Source organism: Actinomadura spongiicola (assembly GCF_003432485.1).
Classification (GTDB): Bacteria; Actinomycetota; Actinomycetes; order Streptosporangiales; family Streptosporangiaceae; genus Spirillospora; species Spirillospora spongiicola.
The window spans coordinates 14,441-31,310 of the sequence record NZ_QVNQ01000014.1 but is presented as its reverse complement, the minus strand read 5'-3'; the positions used below and the strand labels follow the sequence as shown (position 1 = coordinate 31,310).

Sequence of the window (16,870 nt, the reverse complement as noted above, 5' to 3'; positions counted from 1 at the left end):
GCCGGATCTCGACGCGGGCCGCCTAGACAGAAGGCATGACTGAGGACCACCGAACCGGCGGGGGACGACCGCTGCCGATCGCGCTGCTGATCCCGGGTCAGGGAGCGCAGCGTCCACGGATGGCCGCGTCCCTGTACGGCACCGACGAGGACTTCACCCGCACGATGGACGAGGCGTTCGCGCTCATGGGCCCGCGCAGCCCGCACGTGCGCGAACAGTGGCTCGCCGAGCGGCCGTCGCCGGACTTCGACGACGTCACGGTGGCGCAGCCGCTGCTGTACGCGGTCGGGTACGCGCTGGGGCGCGCGACGGCGGACCGGTACGGGCCGCCCGACACGCTCCTCGGGCACTCCGCCGGGGAGATGGTGGCCGCCGCGCTCGCCGGGGTCTTCGACTTCGCCGACGGCATGCGCCTGATGATGGCGCGGCTGCCGGCGCTGGCCGCGACCGAGCCGGGGGGCATGCTCGCCGTGGCGGCCTCGGTGCCGGAGGTGGAACCGCTGCTCGGCCGGGACGTGCACCTCGCCGCGGTCAACGCGCCCAGGCAACTGCTGCTCGCGGCGGCGGAGCGACCACTGCGCCGCGCCATGTCCCGGCTGAGGGAACGCGGGATGACGGTGCGGCGCGTCCCCGCGCGGCAGGCCTTCCACAGCCCGCTCGTGGCGGCGGCGTCGACCCGGGCCGGTGACCGGTGGACCGGTGCCGCGTTGCGGCCGCCCTCCGTCCGGCTCTACTCCGCCTACGACGCCGCGCCGCTCACCGCGGAACGGGCGTGCGACCCGTCCTTCTGGATCGGGCAGCCCGCCCGCACCGTCCACTTCGCCCGCGCGCTGGACCGGCTCCTGGACGACGGCGACCACCTGCTGCTGGAGACCGGACCGGGGCAGAGCCTCACGACGCTCGCCCGCCGGCACCCCCGCGTCCTGGCCGGACGCAGCCGGGTGCTCGGAACGACGGAGGAGCTGATCCCACGATGAGCGCTCCCATCGCCGTCATCGGCATGTCCGCCCGCGTCCCCGGGGGACCGGGCCTGGAGGAGTTCTGGTCGCTGCTGTGCCGCGGCGGCGAGGCGATCGGCCCGGCGCCGGAGGGCCGCCCCGGCGGCCCCGGCGGCTTCCTCGACGACGTGGAAGGCTTCGACGCCGCGTTCTTCGGCGTCCCGCGAAGGGAGGCCGAAGAGCTCGACCCGCAGCAGCGCCTGATGCTCGAACTGACGTGGGAGGCGCTGGAGGACGCCCGCGTCCTGCCCGCGTCGCTGCGCGGAGGCCGGACCGGCGTGTTCGTGGGCGCGATGGCCGACGACTACGAACTCCTTCGGGCCCGTGACACCGCCGCCGAAGCGTCGCCCTTCACGCTGACCGGGACGCGGCGCGGGTTCATCTCCGGACGCGTCTCCCACGTGTTCGACCTGCGCGGCCCCAGCGTCACGGTCGACACGGCCCAGTCGTCGTCCCTGGTGGCGGTTCACCAGGCGGCGCAAAGCCTCCGGAACGGTGACTGCGAGCTGGCCGTCGCGGGCGGTGTGCAGGTGAACCTCGCGGAGGAGAGCCACGAGGCGCTCCGGGAACTGGGCGCGCTGTCACCGGACGGGCGGTGCCGTCCCCTGGACGCGGCCGCCGACGGCTTCGTCCGCGGCGAGGGCGGCGGCGCGGTGGTGCTCAAGCCGCTCGACGCGGCGCTGCGGGACGGCGACCGCGTGCACTGCGTCATCCTGGGCGGCGCGGTCAACAACGACGGCGCCACGCCCGGGTTGACCGCCCCCAGCCGGGACGCGCAGGAGGCGGTGGTCCGGCTCGCCTGCGAACGGTCCGGCGTCGATCCGGGCGCGGTCCGGTACGTCGAGTTGCACGGCACGGGGACGCGGCGGGGCGACCCGGTGGAGGCGGCGGCGCTGGGCCGGGTGCTCGGCGCCGCCCGCCCGCCGGGGGACCCGCTGCTGGTCGGCTCGGTGAAGGCGAACATCGGCCATCTGGAGGGCGCGGCCGGGATCGTCGGGCTCGTCAAGACGGCCGCCGGGATGGCGCGCGGGCGGCTTCCCGCGACGCCGAACTTCGCCGCGCCCAACCCCGAGATCGACCTCGCGGGCCTGAACCTGCGGGTCTGTGACCGTACCGGTGACTGGCCGGACGGGGACCGCGTCGCGGGCGTCTCCGCGTTCGGCCTCGGCGGCTCCAACTGCCATCTCGTCCTCGCCGGGCCGCCCCGCGCCGCCGCCGGAGCGGCCCCGCCCGGCGAGCGGTCACGGCGCCCGGCTTCCGGCCCCGTCCCGTGGGTGGTGAGCGGACGCTCGGAACGGGCCCTGCGCGCCCAGGCCGGACGGCTCGCCGACCTGGCCGCGACCCGACCGGACGCGCGGGACGTCGGCCACTCCCTCGCGACCTCGCGGACGGTGTTCGAGCACGGCGCCGTCGTGACCGGCGACCACCCGGCGGGCCTGCGGGAGCTCGCGGCGGGCCGCGACGCGCCCGGAGTGGTCCGGGTCAGGAGACGCGACGGACGCACCGCCCTGGTGTTCCCCGGACAGGGCGTGCAGTACCCGGGCATGGGCCACCGCCTGTACGAGACGTATCCGGCGTTCGCGCGGGCGCTCGACGAGGTCGGCGACGCGCTGGAACCGCTGATCGGCGCACCGGTCCTCGACGTGCTGCGCGGCGACCGGCTGGACGGCCAGGCACTGCTGCAACCGGCCGTGTTCGCCGTCGAGACGGCGCTCTTCCGGCTGCTGGAATCGTGGGGGGTCCGGCCCGACGCCGTCGCGGGCCACTCGCTCGGGGAGATCACCGCCGCGCACGTCGCCGGGGCGCTTCCCCTCGGCGACGCGGCCGAGTTCGTCGCGGCGCGGGGGCGGCTGTTCGAGCGGCTGCCGTCCGGCGCCGCGGTCGCGGTGGAGGCGGGCGAGGACGAGGCCCGCGCCGTTCTCGCGGACCGGCCTGGCCGCGCCGGCGTCGCCGCCGTCAACGGCCCCCGGTCCGTGGTGATCGCCGGTGACGAGACGGTCGTGACCGCGGCGGCCGAACACTTCGCCGGGGTCGGGCGGCGCACCAGGCGGCTGCGCATCGGTCGGGCCGTCCACTCGCCGCTCGTCGAGCCGATCCTGGACGAGCTGCGCGCCGTCGCCGCCGGGCTGGGCTGGCGGCGTCCGACCGGCGGGCCGATGATCGTCTCGTCGGTGACGGGCGCCGAACTGGACGCCGGGCGGCTCGCGGACCCCGGGCACTGGGCCGGCAACGCCCGCCGGACCGTCCGGTTCGGCGACGCCCTCCGGGCGCTGCACGCGCTGGGCGCGCGGCGCTTCGTCGAGGCCGGTCCCGGCACCGCGCTCACCGACCTGCTCCCCGCGAACGTCTCCGACCCCGCCGTGACCGCCCTGCCCTGCCTCCCCGGCGGGCGGGACGAGGCGGAGGCCGCCGCGACGGCCCTCGCCGGGATCCACCTCGCCGGAGGCCACGTGGACTGGAGGGCCTTCTTCGGGACGGACGCCCGCCTGACCGACCTGCCGACCTACGCGTTCCAGCGCGACCGCCACTGGTTCGACGCGGCCCCGGACGAGGCGGTACCGGACGAGACGGCCCCGGCCGTCCCCGAGACCGACACCCGGCGGCTGGTCACCGAGACGCTCGAACAGGCCCTCGGCACCGGCGCGGCGGCCGACCCGAACCTGCCGTTCCGGGAACTCGGCGTCGACTCGCGGATGACCGTCGTGATCCGCGACCGGCTGTCGGCCGCCCTCGGCCGCGACCTGCCCGGTTCCCTCCTCTTCGACCATCCCACCGTCGCGGAACTCGCGGACGCCCTGCGTCCGGAGCCCGCCGCCCCGCGTCCGCGGCCCGAGGCCCGGACGGCCGCGCCCGCGCAGGGACGCCGCGCGGGCGACGACGACATCGCGGTCGTCGCGATGGCCTGCCGCTACCCGGGCGGCGTCCGTTCGCCCGAGGACCTGTGGCGGCTGGTGGACACCGGAACCGACGCGATCGGGCCGTTCCCGGACGACCGCGGCTGGGACCTCGACGAGCTGTCCGGCGTTCCGGCCCTGGGCGGTTTCCTCGACGGCGCCGCCGAGTTCGACGCCGCGTTCTTCGGGATCTCACCGCGCGAGGCCGCGGGCATCGACCCGCAGCAGCGGCTGCTGCTGGAGGTCGCGTGGGAGGCGTGCGAACGGGCCGGGCTCGGCCGCGACGCGCTGCGCGGCAGCCGCACCGGCGTCTTCGTCGGCGCCACCGCGCAGGACTACGGCCCGCGCCTCGCCGAACCCGACGACGGCACGCGCGGCCACCGGCTCACCGGCACCGCGCCCAGCGTCGCCTCGGGACGCGTCGCCTACGTCCTCGGGCTGCGCGGCCCCGCCGTCACCGTGGACACCGCCTGCTCGGCGTCCCTGGTCGGCGTGCACATGGCGGCGCAGGCGATCCGGCAGGGCGAATGCGACACGGCGCTCGCTGGAGGCGTCACCGTCCTGGCGACGCCCGGCATGTTCCTGGACTTCGGCCGCCAGCGGGGACTCGCGTCCGACGGCCGCTGCAAGGCGTTCTCCGCCGACGCGGACGGCACCGCCTGGGCCGAGGGGGCCGGGCTGGTCGTGTTGCAGCGGCTGGGCGACGCGCGGCGGGCGGGACGTCCCGTCCTGGCCGTCCTGCGCGGCAGCGCCATCAATCAGGACGGGGCGGGCAACGGGCTCACCGCGCCGAACGGCACCGCCCAGGAGCAGGTCATCAGGGACGCGCTGGACCGCGCCGGGATCGGCCCCGCCGACGTGGACGCGATCGAGGCGCACGGCACGGGCACCGCGCTGGGCGACCCCGTCGAGGCGGGCGCGCTGGCCCGCACCTACGGCGCCGCCCGCGCGGCGGACGACCCGGTCCGGCTGGGCTCGCTGAAGTCGAACATCGGGCACGCCCAGGCGGCGGCGGGCATCGGCGGTCTGCTCAAGATGGTGGAGGCGTTGCGCGCCGGGCGGCTGCCCCGCACGCTGCACGTCCGCGAGCCGTCCGGGCACGTCGACTGGGCCGAAAGCGGCCTGGCGCTGCTCACCGACCCGGTGCCGTGGCCGCGTGCGGACCGTCCGCGCCGGGCCGCCGTCTCCTCGTTCGGGATCAGCGGCACCAACGCGCACGTCATCATCGAGGAGATCGTCGACGATTCCGTCGAGGAGGGCGCGGCACGGCCCGGCGGGGAGCCGAGCGATCCGGGTCCCATTCCGCTGCCGCTGTCGGCCCGCACCGGACCCGCGCTGCGCGCGCAGGCGGAACGGATCCGCGAGTTCATGGCCGCGCGTCCGGAGGAGCGGCCCGCCGACATCGCCCGGACGCTGGCGGCCCGAACGCCGATGCGGTGGCGCGCCGCCGTCGTCGGCGACGACCGCGACGACCTCATGGCCGGCCTGGAGACCCTCGCCCGGGGCGCCGGGATCCCGGCGGCCGTGCGCGGCTACCGGTCGCCCGCGGTGGTCCGGGCCGAAGCCGGGGACGCGTCCGATCCGGTGTTCGTGTTCTCCGGGCAGGGGGCGCAGTGGCGGGGCATGGCTCTCGACCTGCTGCGCGAGTCCCGGGTGTTCCGCGAGCGGATGGCCGAGTGCGAGCGGGCGCTGTCGGCCCACTGCGGTTGGTCGCTCCGGGACGTGCTGGAGAACGATCCGCTGGACCGGGTGGACGTCGTCCAACCGGCGCTGTTCGCGGTGATGGTGTCGCTCGCCCGGCTGTGGGAGTCGGCCGGGGTCCGCCCGGCGGCGGTCGTCGGGCACTCGCAGGGCGAGATCGCGGCGGCCTGCGTGTCCGGGGCCCTGTCCCTCGACGACGCCGCCAAGGTGGCGTGCCTGCGCAGCCGGGCGCTGCGGAAGGTCGCGGGCAGCGGCGGCATGGCCTCGGTGCCGCTTCCGGCGGACGAGATCGAACTGCCCGCCCGGGTGTGGACGGCGGCGGTGAACGGGCCGGCCTCCACCGTCGTCGCCGGGGACACCGACGCCCTCGACGACCTCGTCGCCCGCCTCCAGGACATGGACGTCGACGCGCGGCGCGTGGACGTGGACTACGCCTCGCACACCGAGGCCATGGAACCGATGCGCGACCCGCTGCTCGCCGACCTCGCCGGGCTCGCCCCGGCCGACCCGGCCGTCCCGCTGTGGTCGACGCTGACCGGCGGGCCGCTCGACCGGCCGATGGACGAGCGCTACTGGTTCGACAACATCCGCGGCACCGTGCGGTTCCAGGACGCGGTGGACGCGCTGATCGACGCCGGTCACACGCGGTTCGTCGAGGTGAGCCCGCATCCGGTGCTGGCCCGCGCGATCAGCGGGACGGCGGGCGACCGCGACGTGACCGTCCTCGGCACGCTGCGCCGCGACGCCGGCGGGCTCGCGCAGTTCCTCACCGGCGTCGCCGCCGCCTACGCCGACGGCCTGTCCGTGGACTGGGCCGCGTTCGTCCCCGGGGGCCGGATCGTGCCGATGCCGACCTACCCGTTCGAGCACCGCCGCTACTGGACGTCCGCCGGGGTCCCGGGCGCGGCGGGCCTCGCGGGCGCGGCGAAGGCCGGGCATCCGCTGCTGGACGCCGAGGTGGACCTGCCCGGCGGCGGCGTCCTGCGCACCGGGCGGCTGTCCGTCGCGCGGCACCCGTGGCTCGCCGACCACGAGGTCGCGGGGGAGATCCTGCTTCCCGGCACGGCCCAGGTCGAGATGGCCTGCGCGGCGGGCGCCCGGATCGGTCACCCCCGCCTGCGCGAGCTGGTGCTGGAACGTCCGCTGCCGGTCCCCGCCTCCGGCGAGGTCGAGGTGCGTCTGCTGGCCGGCGCGGACCGGTCGGTCGTCATCGAGTCCCGCCCCCGTGACGCCGAGGACTGGACCAGGCACGCCACCGGAACCCTGGAGGACGGCGCCGCGGCCATGACGGTCGCCCCCGCCGGGACGTGGCCGCCGCCCGGCGCGGAACCGCTGCCGCTGGACGGCGCCTACGACCGGCTCGCCGAACGCGGTTACGGCTACGGCCCCGCCTTCCGCGGCCTGCGCCGCGCGTGGCGGAACGGCGACGACCTCTACGCCGAGGTCGGCACCGACCAGGACCGGGGCGCGCACCGCGTCCACCCCGCGCTGCTGGACGCCGCCCTCCACCCGCTGCTCCTGCCCGGCGAAGGACCCACGGACGTCCCGTTCGTCTGGAAGGGCGTCGCCTGCGAACTCACCGACGCCTCGTCGCTCCGCGTGCGGCTGATCCGAGCCGGCGACGGGACGGCGCGGCTGGAGGCCACCGACGACGAGGGACGCGCCGTCGCCGTCGTCGAGTCACTCGAACTGCGGCCGCTCGCGGGCGACGCGCCGGGCGCCCTCTACGAGACCGCATGGCATGAGCTGACCGGCGAACAGCACCGCGAGCAGGACGGCGAGCCGCCCGAGGCGCACCTCGTGCATGTGCCTGACCTGGACGGCACCATGCCGGACGACGCTCACCGCGCGGCACGAGCCGTCCTGGAGAAGCTCCAGAACATCCCGGACTCCGACACCGTCGCCGTCATCACTAAGAACGCGCAACGCGTCCTTCCCGGCGACGACGTCGCCGGGCTGGCGCAGGCGACGGTGACCGGGCTCGTGCGCTCGGCCCGCTCCGAACGCACCGGCCGCCTCGTCCTGATCGACGGCGACGGCGACGGCGACGAACGGAGCGAGGAAGCGCTGACCAGGGCTCTCGGGACCGAAGAAGCCGAACTGGCCGTTCGGCGGGGCCGCCTGTACGCCCCCCGGCTGGCCCGTCCCGGCGACGACGGACTCGTTCCACCGGGCGAGGGCCCCTGGCGGCTGGACGTCACCCGCCGGGGCTCGCTGGACGACCTGGCGCTCGTCCCCGCCCCCGAGTCCGGGCGGCCGCTCGGCGAGGGCGAGGTCCGCGTCGCCGTCCGCGCCTCCGGGCTGAACTTCCGCGACATCGCCGTCGCGCTGCGCCTGGTTCCCACCGAACGGACCATGGGCGGCGAAGGCGCGGGGATCGTCACCGAGACCGGTCCCGGAGTCACGGCGCCGCGCCCCGGGGACCGGGTCATGGGCGTCTTCGAGCGCTCCCACGGGCCCGTCGCCGTCGCCGACGCCCGCAAGGTCGTGCCCGTGCCGCCGGGCTGGACGTTCGCCCGCGCCGCGTCGGTGCCGATCGTCTTCGCCACCGCCTACCAGTGCCTGGTCGAGATCGCGAAGCTGGGACCGGGGGAGAGCGTGCTGATCCACGCGGCGACCGGCGGCGTCGGGCTGGCGGCCGTCGAACTCGCCCGGCACCTCGGCGCCGAGGTGTACGCCACCGCGAGCCCGCCCAAGCAGCACGTCCTGCGCGAGCTGGGCCTCGACGACGACCACATCGCCTCGTCCCGCGACCTGGGGTTCGAGGAGCGGTTCCGGGGACGGATCGACGTCGTCCTCAACTCGCTGGCCCGCGAGACCGTGGACGCCTCGCTCCGCACCCTCCGCCCCGGCGGACGCTTCGTCGAGATCGGCAAGACCGACGTCCGCGACCCCGGAACCGTGCGGACCGAACACCCCCAGGTCCGGTATGCCGCCTACGACCTGCTGAGCGTCGAACCCGAGCGGGTCGGCGAGGTCCTGCGCGCCGTGCTCGCCCTGCACGAGGACGGCGCGTTGCCGCCCCTCCCGATCCAGACCTACGACGTGCGGCGGGCACCCGAGGCGCTCCGAACCCTGCGGCACGCCGGGCACATCGGCAAGCTCGTCCTGACCGTCCCGCCGCCCGCGCCCTTCGGACCCCACGCGACGGTGCTCATCACCGGTGGGACGGGAAGGCTGGGCGCCCTCCTGGCGCGGCACCTCGTCCGCGAGCACGGCGTGCGCGGGCTCGTCCTGGCCGGCCGCCGGGGACGCGCCGCCGACGGCGTCCCGGAGCTGGAAGCCGAACTCACCGGCCTCGGCGCCGAGGTCGCCTTCCCCGCCTGCGACGTCGCCGATCGGGACGCGCTGGCCCGCCTCCTCGCCGACCATTCGCCGACCGCCGTGGTCCACGCCGCCGGAACCCTGGACGACGGACTCGCCGCCACCCTGACCGGCGCCCGCGTCGACGCCGTCCTGCGCCCCAAGGTGGACGCCGCCTGGCACCTGCACGACCTGACCCGGGACACGGACCTGGAGGCGTTCATCATGTTCTCCTCGGCGGTCGGCGTGCTCGGCGCCCCCGGGCAGTCCAACTACGCCGCCGCCAACACCTGGCTGGACGCCCTCGCGGGCCACCGGCGCGCCCGGGGCCTGCCCGCCGTCTCGCTCTCCTGGGGGCTCTGGGACGAGCGCGGCGGCATGACCGGCCACCTGTCCGGCGAGCAGGTCGGCAGGCTGCGCCGCACCGGGATCGCCCCGCTGCCCGCCGCACGCGCGCTCGCCCTGTTCGACGCCGCGCTGCGGTCGCCCCGCGACCACCTCGTCCCGACGAACCTGGACGTCCGCGACGTGCGACCGGGCACGGTCCCGATGCTCGCCGACGTCGTCCGCCCCGCCCCGGAGCCCACCGAGGACGGCGAGGCGTCCGGCGCCGGTCTCGCGGAGCGCCTGCGCGGCGTCTCCGGCGACGAACTGGAACGCGTCCTGACCGCGGCCCTGTGCGACACCGCCGGGGAGATCCTCGGGTACCCCGAGCCCGGTGCTGTCGGACCGGACGACGCGTTCAAGGAACTCGGCTTCGACTCCCTGCTCAGCGTCGACCTGCGCAACCGCGTCAACCGCGAGCTCGGGACCGAACTGCCGACCACCGTGGTCAAGGACCACCCGACCCCCGCCGAACTGGCCGGGGCCATCCGGGCGGCGCTGCCGCCCGGCGACCGAACCGCCGACCGGAAGGAGAGGGACGATGAGTGAACAGTGCGACCGCCACGCCTTCGTGAGCGGGGCGACCAGCGGCATCGGCCGCGCGGTCGCCGAGCGGCTGGCAGGGGAGGGCGCGCGGGTGTTCATCTGCGCGCGTGACGGCGAGGCCGTCGCCCGGACGGTCAAGGAGCTGCGTGACGCCGGCGGCGACGTGGACGGCACCGCCTGCGACGTCCGCGACGCGGACCGGATCCGGTCGCTGGTCGAGGAGGCCAACTCCGCCGGTCCGATCAACGTGGTGGTCAACAACGTCGGGCGCGGCGGCGGCGGGCAGACCGCGCAGATCCCCGACGAACTGTGGGACGACGTCATCGCCACCAACCTGACGAGCGTCTTCCGCGTGACGCGGGCGTTCCTGGCGTCCGGACTGAAGGACGCCGGGTGGGGGCGCGTCATCAACATCGCGTCCACGGCGGGCAAGCAGGGCGTCGTCCTGGGGGCGCCGTACTCGGCGTCCAAGCACGGCGTCGTCGGCTTCACCAAGGCGCTCGGCCTGGAGCTGGCCAAGAGCGGCGTCACCGTGAACGCCGTCTGCCCCGGCTACGTCGAGACCCCGATGGCGCGGACCATCCGCCGCGGCTACGCCGACTACTGGGACGTCACCGAGGGCGAGGTGCTGGCCCGCTTCGAGGCCAAGATCCCGCTCGGCCGCTACACGACGCCCGACGAGGTCGCCGCGATGGTCGCCTACCTGGCCGGCCCGGACACCGCGGCGATCACCGCTCAGGCGATGAACGTCTGCGGCGGACTGGGCAACTTCTGAGGAGCGCCGATGACCGTACGAAAGGATTCCGCGCCGGCGACCCGGCACACCGAGCACACCACCCGGATCAAGGCGCCGCCCGACGCGGTCTACCGGATCGTGGCGGACGTGACGACCTGGCCGGTGCACTTCCCGCCGACCGTGCACGCCGTCCGGCTCTCCGGCGACGACCGTGCGGAACGCATCCGGATCTGGGCCTTCGCCAACGGCGCGCCGCGCACCTGGGTGTCGGAGCGCACCCTCGACCCGGACGCGCGGACCGTCGAGTTCGCGCAGGCCGAGCCGAGCGCCCCGGTCGCCGCGATGCGCGGGACCTGGCGGATCGAGCCCGACGGGGACGGCGGCTCCCACGTCGTCCTGGTCCACGACTACGCCGCCGTGGACGGTGACCCCGACGCCCTCGCGCTCATCGACCGGGCCGTCGACACCAACAGCGGCGCCGAACTGGACGCGCTCAGGCGCGCGGCCGAGACCGAGGCCGCCACCGGCCTGACCCTGGAGTTCAGCGACGACGAACTCGTCCACGGCCCGCTGGAGGCGGCCTACGACTTCGTCAACGAGTGCGACAAGTGGCCGGAGCGGCTCCCGCACGTGCTGCGCGTCGCCCTGACCGAGGACGAGCCCGGCCTCCAGTTCATGGAGATGGACACGCGGTCACCCGACGGGTCGGCGCACGCCACGGCCTCCGGTCGGGTGTGCGTGCCGGGCGAGCGCATCATCTACAAGCAGACCACCACGCCGCCCGTCATGCGGACCCACAACGGCGAGTGGCTGTTCGAGCCGGCCGGGGACGGCGCGGTCCGGGTCACGTCCCGGCACACGGTGGTCATCGACCCCGAGGCGCTGCCCGAGGCGGCCGGCGGGATGGACCTGCCGACCGTGCGGCGGAAGATCCGCGAGACGCTCGGCGCCAACAGCAGGGCGACCCTGCGCGCGGCCCGGCGGTACGCGGAGAACGAGAGGAGCGGAGCATGAAGGAACTGACCCTGGACGGGCTGAAGGACGCGCTGCGTACGGCGGCGGGCGAGGCGGAGACGCTGGAGGACGGTTCGATCGACCTCCTGGAGGTGCCGTTCTCCGACCTCGGCTACGACTCGCTGGCCGTCATGGAGACCACCGCGCAGGTGGAGCGCATGTTCGGCGTCGAACTGCCCGAGGAGGAGACCGCCGAACTGGAGACACCCCGCGAATACCTGGAATTCGTCAACGCCAGGCTCGGACAGAGCGCACAAGGACAGAACGCGTAAAGGGTAGAACGCGTAAAGGATAGAACCGCGAAAGAGCCGGCGGCCCATGAGGGGCGCCGGCTCTTTCGCGTGTGTTTCCGAGAATCGGTTCTCGTCAGGACATCCCGTCGACCCGGACGACCCGTTCCCGGATCAGCCAGGAATCGCCGTCCGGGACCAGGACGTCCTCACAGGTGGTGCTGGCGTGCAGGACGGTCCCGTTCTGCTCGCTCGACTGGAACACCAGGGCGTAGCTGCTCACCCGCACGCTCCCGTCCTCGGGGACGATGTGGCTCATGCCGAGCCAGTGCCGCCGGACGATCCCCGCCTCCGCGAGCTTGTCGGCGACCGCCCGGGACGCCGAGCGGATCCGGTCCCGGCCGCGGACCGGCTCGGGATGGCCCTGCGCGTCGAACACGCCGTCGGGGGTGAAGGCGTCCGCCCACTCCTCGACCCTTCCGGTGTCGAGGAGCTGCATGTGCCAGGCGTAGAAGTCGTCGATGGCGGCCCGCAGCTCGGCGGGCGCGATGGTGGTCGGCACGGATGCTTCCTTTCGGTGAGACGGATTCCGGTCAGTGGACGGGCTGCGCGGACGGCAGCCCGGCGCGCCGCGGCGGCCGGGGCCTCGGCACGATCCGGTTCACGGCGCCTGGACCGGTGGGCGCCGCCGTCCGGTCGCCGGCGCACGCCGGCGGTGTCCTCGGCTGCTCGCCCTGGAGGACGGCGGTGTGCACCTCGCTCAGTTCGGGGGACGGACTGAGCCCGAGGTCCTCGGCGAGGAGGTGCCGGGCCGTGTGGAACGCTTCAAGCGCGTCGTAGCGGCGGCCGGAACGCGCCAACGCGCACACCAGGAGGGTGTGGTACCACTCGTCGTACGGCTTCAGCGCGACCAGCGACCGCAACTCGCCGATGAGCTCCCGATGCCGGCCGAGCCGCAACTCGGCCTCGATCCGCAGGTTCAGCGCGTGGGCGCGGTGCTCGTCCAGCGCCGCCGCGTGGCTCTCCAGCACCCGGCCCAGCTCGACGTTGGCCATCGGCGGGCCCGTCCACAGTTCGAGCGCGCGGCACAGCGGGTCGACGGCGTCGGCGGCACGGCCGCCCTGGAGCAGCGCGCGGCCCTCGGCGAGCAGCCGGTCGAACCGGCTGAGGTCCAGTTGCTCGGGCGCGACCCGCAGCAGGTAGCCGGGCGGGCGGGTGAGGAGGACGTCCTCGTCCTCCGCCGCGGTGGCGTCGGCGGTCAGCCAGCGCCGGATCTGGTACACGTACGTCTGGGCGGTGCGGGCCGCGCTGCGCGGCGGGTCGTCCCCCCACAGCTCCTCGATGATCGTGTCGAGTGGCACGACGCGACCACCGCGTACCAGGAGCAGCGCGAGCGTGTTCAGAACACGCGGCGCGGTCGGCGCGAACGCCGATCCGCCGCCCGCGACCTCCAATGGGCCGAGCAGCTTGTAGTGGAGCATACGAGTTTCGACCTCCGTGGATCTGGTCGTCGTCGTTCATGACATTCGCCGCCTTTAGCCGTGAAGAGGCGCTCTAAGCGCCGCATCGTCGTTCGGTGACGCGTGGCGCCTCCGAACGTCCACCGCCGGGTGAGCCCTTCGGTCGGTCACGGGTATCGAAAGGAGTACTCCGCGGTCTGGGTGAGCGCGTTTCCCCCCGACCGCGACGGGTTATCAAGCGCGACGTCAGAGAACCCCTCGTCCACCGAAGAGGAGTGATTCTCGGTGACGACAGAAACGACGGTTGCCGAGAGGGGCACGTCGGAGCGGCTGGGGCTCGTCCTCGCCGTCTGCTGCGCCGGACAGTTCCTGGTGGTGCTGGACGCCTCGGTGATGAACGTCGCGCTTCCCTCCATCCGGACGGCGTTGCACTTCCAGACCGGCTCACTGCAATGGATCATCAACGCGTACACGATCGTGTTCGCCGGATTCCTGCTGCTCGGCGGGCGGCTCGCCGACATCTACGGGCGCCGCCGCGTGTTCGTCGGCGGCATCGGCGTGTTCACGCTCGCGAGTCTGGCCGGCGGCCTGGCCTGGAACCCGGCGTCGCTGCTGGTCGCGCGGGGCGTGCAGGGCCTCGGCGCGGCGATCATGGCGCCGGCGACGCTGACCGTCCTCGGCACCACCTTCACCGACCGGGAGCGGCGCGCCCGCGCGTTCGGGCTCTGGGGCGCGGTCGCCGCGGGCGGCGGGGCGATCGGCGCCCTGGTCGGCGGCGCCATCACCGAGTGGCTGTCCTGGCGCTGGATCCTGCTCGTCAACGTCCCCGTCGGCATTCTGCTGACGGCGGGCGCCCTGTACGCGGTCACCGAGTCCCGCAAGGACGACGACGACCGCCGGATGGACCTTCCCGGCGCCCTCGCCATCACGGCCGGGCTGATCCTGCTCGTGTACGGGATCGTCCGGTCCGAGAAGGAGGGCTGGAGTTCGCCGCAGATCATCGTGAGCCTGGGCCTCGCCGTCGTCCTGCTGACCCTGTTCGCCGTGAACGAGGCCCGCCGCGACAGCCACCCGCTGGTGCCGCTCGGCATCTTCCGCAACCGCTCCGTCACGGCGGCCAACCTGGTCGCGTTCACCAGCACCGCCGCCCTGTGGGGGACGTTCTTCCTGTTCACGCTGCTGCTCCAGCTCGTCCTCGGCTACAGCCCGCTGGAGACCGGGTTCGCGTACCTGCCGCTCTCCCTCGGCATCGTCGTGGCCGCTCGCGGCATCGCCCCGCTCGTGCCGAAGATCGGCCCGCGCCCACTGCTGGTCGCCGGGCTGCTGCTGTCGGCGGCCGGCCTGGCATGGCTGTCGCGTGCCGGAGCGGACGCCGACTTCCTCACCGACCTGTTCGGGCCGACGCTGGTGCTCGGCATCGGCCAGGGGCTGGTGTCGGCGTCCATGACCGTCGCGGGCACCTCCGAGGTCGGCTACCGCGAGCAGGGCCTGGTGTCCGGGCTGCTCAACACCAGCCGCCAGGTCGGCGGCGCGCTCGGGCTCGGCGTCCTCGCCGTCGTCGCCGCCGCGCACACCAGCGCCGTCGCGCACGGGGGCGACGTCACCGAAGGGGCGCTCGCCGCGGGCTTCGACCGCGCCCTGCTGGTGTCGGCGCTGTTCCCGCTGCTCGGGGTCGCCGCGGCCCTCGCCGTCCCGAAGGTCCGCCCCGCCCAGGAACGGGACGCGCGGGGCTGAGCCTTCTTCACGCCTCTCGACAGCATCCCGACAGGACGTCGACGGGCGCGGGCGAGAGTGGCCCCATGGATGCGATCCAGCGAGCGACCGCCGACGCGGTCCCTCCCGTCCGCAAGTCCGTCGACGTCCCCGTGCCGGTGGACCGCGCCTTCGCGCACTTCGCCGGGCGGCCGACCGAGTGGTGGCCGGACACCCACGTGCTCGTCGCCGCGCGGGAACAAGTGATCTTCGAGCCGCGGGCGGGCGGCCGCTGGTACGAGCGTTCCGCCGACGGCTCCGAACTCGACTGGGGCCGCGTGCTGGTCTGGGAGCCGCCGCACCGCCTCGTGCTGACGTGGCGCGTCGACGGCGACTTCCGTCCCATCGACGACGACGAGCGGGCCAGCCGGGTGGAGGTGACCTTCACCCCGGACGGACCCGGCTCGACCCGCGTGGAACTGGCGCATGTGGACCTGGCGCGGCACGGCCGGGCCGCCGCCCGCGTCCGCGCGGCCATCGACGGCCCGAGCCCCGGCGAAACGCTCGCCCGCTTCGCCGCCACCCTCACCTCAGGAGGCGACCATGCCTGACCGCGAATGCCCCCACGACCGCGCGCACGAGGACCGCGCGCACGAGGACCGCGCGCACGAGAACCACGCGCACGAGCACCACGAGCGCGAGCACCACGAGCGCGAGCCGCGCGGCGCGCTCTTCCCGTGGCGCCGCCCCGGCCCGTTCGCCCCGCCCGACCGGCACGGCGAGTGCCGCGCGCTGCCGGGCCTGCCCAGGGTCCCGCGCTCCGCGGGCGGACCGACCTGGGTCGTCACCCGGTACGACGAGGTCCGGGAGGCGCTGAACGACGAGCGGCTCGGCAACGACCGGGGCCATCCCGGTTTCCCCGCCCCGTTCCCGATCCCCGAGGACTTCACGCTCAACTCGTCCCTGCTCGGCATGGACCCGCCCCAGCACACCGACTACCGCAGAAGGGTCGCCAAGGACTTCACCGTCCGGCGCGTCAAGCTGCTGCGGCCCCGCGTCGAGGAGATCGTCGACCGGCGGATCGGCGCGCTGCGGGACGCGGGCCCGCCGGCGGACCTGCTCGCCGACCTCGCCCTGCCGATCACCATCTCGGTGATCATGGAGCTGCTCGGGATCCCCGCGAAGGACAAGGACTTCCTGCACGTCCGCACCCGCACCATGTTCGGCGGGACGGCCACGGCCGCCGAGCGCAAGGAGGCCGTCAACGAGCTGGACGACTACTTCCGCGCCCTCGTCGCGGCCAAGTACGACCGGCCCGGCGACGACCTGGTCTCCAAACTCACCGGCGCCTTCCCCCGCGAGGACGACTTCCACGAGCTGGTCCATCTGACGCGGCTGCTGTTCAACGGCGGGCACGAGAGCACCGCCAGCATGATCGCGCTGGGCACGCTGGCGCTGCTGCGCCATCCGGAGCAGCTCGACCTCCTGCGCGGCGACCCCGACCTGGCGCCGTCCGCCGTCGAGGAACTGCTGCGCTACCTCAGCGTCACCGACCTCACCACGGCGCGCGTCGCGCGCACCGACCTGACGATCGCGGGCACCGAGATCCGGGAGGGCGACGGCGTCTTCCCGCTCACCGCCGCCGCCAACCGGGACCCCGAGGCGTTCGACCGTCCCGACGAGCTCGACATCACCCGCGGGTCCCGCAGGCACCTGGCGTTCGGTCACGGCCGCCACCTGTGCCTCGGGTCGGAGCTGGCCCGGCTGGAACTGGAGGTCGTGTTCCGCGCGCTCTACCGCGCGCTGCCCGAGCTGCGGCTCGCCGTCCCGTTCGAGGAGCTGTCCTTCAAGGACGGCGGGCTCGTGTACGGCGTCGAAGCGCTGCCCGTGACCTGGTGACCCGTCTGGAGTG

General features: G+C 74.7%; 10 protein-coding genes. 8 read left to right on the top strand and 2 right to left on the bottom strand.

Annotated features, from left to right (window positions below; all coding sequences use genetic code 11):
- Window positions 1–35: 35 nt before the first annotated feature.
- From D0T12_RS32185 to D0T12_RS32165, 5 genes are read left to right on the top strand one after another with little or no spacing between them, the layout of a single operon-like run.
- Entirely contained in the window at window positions 36–977 is a 942-nt protein-coding gene (locus tag D0T12_RS32185) for an acyltransferase domain-containing protein (protein ID WP_117404529.1), read from the top strand.
- Complete coding sequence (locus D0T12_RS32180; RefSeq protein WP_117404527.1) at window positions 974–9,829, top strand: type I polyketide synthase; 8,856 nt, start codon at window positions 974–976, stop codon at window positions 9,827–9,829. The genes D0T12_RS32185 and D0T12_RS32180 overlap by 4 nt, the downstream gene beginning before the upstream one ends.
- The gene (locus tag D0T12_RS32175) at window positions 9,822–10,601 is read left to right on the top strand and encodes an SDR family NAD(P)-dependent oxidoreductase (RefSeq protein ID WP_117404525.1); all 780 of its coding nucleotides are present in this window, start codon (window positions 9,822–9,824) and stop codon (window positions 10,599–10,601) included. The genes D0T12_RS32180 and D0T12_RS32175 overlap by 8 nt, the downstream gene beginning before the upstream one ends.
- Before the next feature lie 9 nt (window positions 10,602–10,610).
- Window positions 10,611–11,576, top strand: coding sequence for an aromatase/cyclase (locus D0T12_RS32170; protein ID WP_117404523.1), 966 nt, complete (start codon window positions 10,611–10,613; stop codon window positions 11,574–11,576).
- Complete coding sequence (locus D0T12_RS32165; RefSeq protein WP_117404521.1) at window positions 11,573–11,848, top strand: acyl carrier protein; 276 nt, start codon at window positions 11,573–11,575, stop codon at window positions 11,846–11,848. The genes D0T12_RS32170 and D0T12_RS32165 overlap by 4 nt, the downstream gene beginning before the upstream one ends.
- A gap of 94 nt (window positions 11,849–11,942) precedes the next feature.
- On the opposite strand, the gene D0T12_RS32160 is transcribed toward D0T12_RS32165, so the two are convergent.
- Window positions 11,943–12,368 carry a nuclear transport factor 2 family protein gene (locus tag D0T12_RS32160; protein WP_199487830.1) on the bottom strand — a complete coding sequence of 142 codons (426 nt, stop codon included), beginning with the start codon at window positions 12,366–12,368 and terminating at the stop codon, window positions 11,943–11,945.
- A 31-nt stretch (window positions 12,369–12,399) separates the two neighbouring features.
- Window positions 12,400–13,287, bottom strand: coding sequence for an AfsR/SARP family transcriptional regulator (locus D0T12_RS32155; RefSeq protein ID WP_117404519.1), 888 nt, complete (start codon window positions 13,285–13,287; stop codon window positions 12,400–12,402).
- 264 nt (window positions 13,288–13,551) lie between these two features.
- Here D0T12_RS32155 and D0T12_RS32150 point away from each other — a divergent pair, with 264 nt between their 5' ends.
- From D0T12_RS32150 to D0T12_RS32140, 3 genes are all read left to right on the top strand, one after another.
- Entirely contained in the window at window positions 13,552–15,000 is a 1,449-nt protein-coding gene (locus D0T12_RS32150; RefSeq protein WP_117404517.1) for an MFS transporter, read from the top strand.
- A 65-nt stretch (window positions 15,001–15,065) separates the two neighbouring features.
- On the top strand, window positions 15,066–15,569 hold the full coding sequence (locus D0T12_RS32145; protein ID WP_117404515.1) for an SRPBCC family protein: 504 nt from the start codon (window positions 15,066–15,068) through the stop codon (window positions 15,567–15,569).
- Window positions 15,562–16,857: a cytochrome P450 gene (locus D0T12_RS32140; RefSeq protein ID WP_158581709.1), complete on the top strand. Its 1,296-nt coding sequence runs from the start codon at window positions 15,562–15,564 to the stop codon at window positions 16,855–16,857. The genes D0T12_RS32145 and D0T12_RS32140 overlap by 8 nt, the downstream gene beginning before the upstream one ends.
- Window positions 16,858–16,870 lie beyond the last annotated feature (13 nt).